The sequence below is a fragment of the Methylobacterium tarhaniae genome (assembly GCF_001043955.1).
GTDB classification, from domain to species: domain Bacteria; phylum Pseudomonadota; class Alphaproteobacteria; order Rhizobiales; family Beijerinckiaceae; genus Methylobacterium; species Methylobacterium tarhaniae.
Window position 1 is genome coordinate 1 of sequence record NZ_LABZ01000400.1, and the last position, 904, is coordinate 904.

1 protein-coding gene is annotated in these 904 nt (G+C 70.0%); it reads right to left on the minus strand.

Annotation, left to right across the window (positions count from 1 at the left end):
- Positions 1–574: DUF4167 domain-containing protein (locus tag VQ03_RS30275; protein WP_048454646.1), on the minus strand; the 574-nt coding region annotated here is incomplete at its 3' end.
- Positions 575–904 lie beyond the last annotated feature (330 nt).

The following is a 904-nucleotide window of genomic DNA, read 5'->3' on the forward strand; positions in this document are numbered from 1 at the left end:
GCTCGGCGCGCTGCTCGGCCCGGTCCTGGCGGTCCCGCTGCTGGCGCTCCTGGCGGTTCTGGAAGCGCTCGCGGCGATCCTGACGCTGATCGGGGCGCTGGTCCTGGCGGTCCTGCCGGTCGAAGCGGGACGGGCGGTCGTCGCCGCGGTTGTCGTAGGGCTGGGGCTGCTGGCCGGGATCGCCGTAATCGTCGGGTGCGCCGTAGCCGGACGGGGCGTAGCCGTTGACGCCGCGCTCGTTGCCGCCGCGCTCCTGGGGCGCGTAGCCGTTGGCCGGAGCGCCCTCGTCGTCGCCGTCATCCTCGTCGTCGTAGCCCTGGCGGCCGTAGGTGCCACCATATTGCTGACGGTACTGCTCGTTCGCCGCGGAGATGATGCGGAAATAGTGCTCGCCGTGCTGGAAGTAGTTCTCGGCCATCACCGGATCGCCGCTCGCCTGCGCGTCGCGGGCGAGCTGGGCGTATTTCTCGGCGATGTGCTGGGCCGTACCGCGGATCTTCACGTCGGGGCCGTTCGACTCGTAGGCCCGGGTCAGCGGGTTCGGCCCCTTGTTGCTGCGGTTGCGGCCACGCATACGCCTGTTCTGGTTCGGTCTCATCGGTCTCGACTGACCCTCTTCGACGACTTGAAGGGCGGGACTACGCGCGCGGCGGCTCTTCGTCCGCGGAGCCGGGAGCCTCTGCCGGGCCCTGTTCCGTCTCCGCAGCGATGTCCGCCTTGCCCTGTGCGACCGCGGCCCGTCTCACGGTCCGGCCGCCGTCGATCCACAGATGCGGGGCACCGGACCGCCTACGCGCTCATTGGTCTGCCCGGTGGTGGAAGATCGTCCAAAGGTCCGCGCTCAATGTCGCGCCCGAGAACTGAGCCTGGCTGTGTTGTCCGGACCGTTCACGATCTGCCCCGC